At 47.1% G+C, this 221-nt stretch carries 1 protein-coding gene; it reads left to right on the plus strand.

What is annotated here, in order from left to right; all coding sequences use genetic code 11:
• Positions 1 to 221: aromatic amino acid lyase (locus tag FS628_RS31095; RefSeq protein WP_186328082.1), on the plus strand; the 221-nt coding region annotated here is incomplete at both ends.

Genomic DNA, 221 nt, shown 5'->3' on the forward strand with positions numbered 1-221 from the left:
TGCCCCCATTTTTAAGCCCTGAGCCGGGCTTGCAGTCAGGTGCCATGATCATGCAGTATGTCGCGGCATCATTGGTATCGGAAAATAAAACATTGGCTCATCCGGCAAGCGTTGATTCCATCCCATCTTCTGCGAATCAGGAAGATCATGTAAGCATGGGAACAATTGCGTCAAGGCATGCGTATCAAATTATCCAAAACACAAGACGTGTATTGGCCATT

It is taken from the genome of Paenibacillus xylanexedens, from assembly GCF_007676705.1.
Taxonomy (GTDB): domain Bacteria; phylum Bacillota; class Bacilli; order Paenibacillales; family Paenibacillaceae; genus Paenibacillus; species Paenibacillus xylanexedens_C.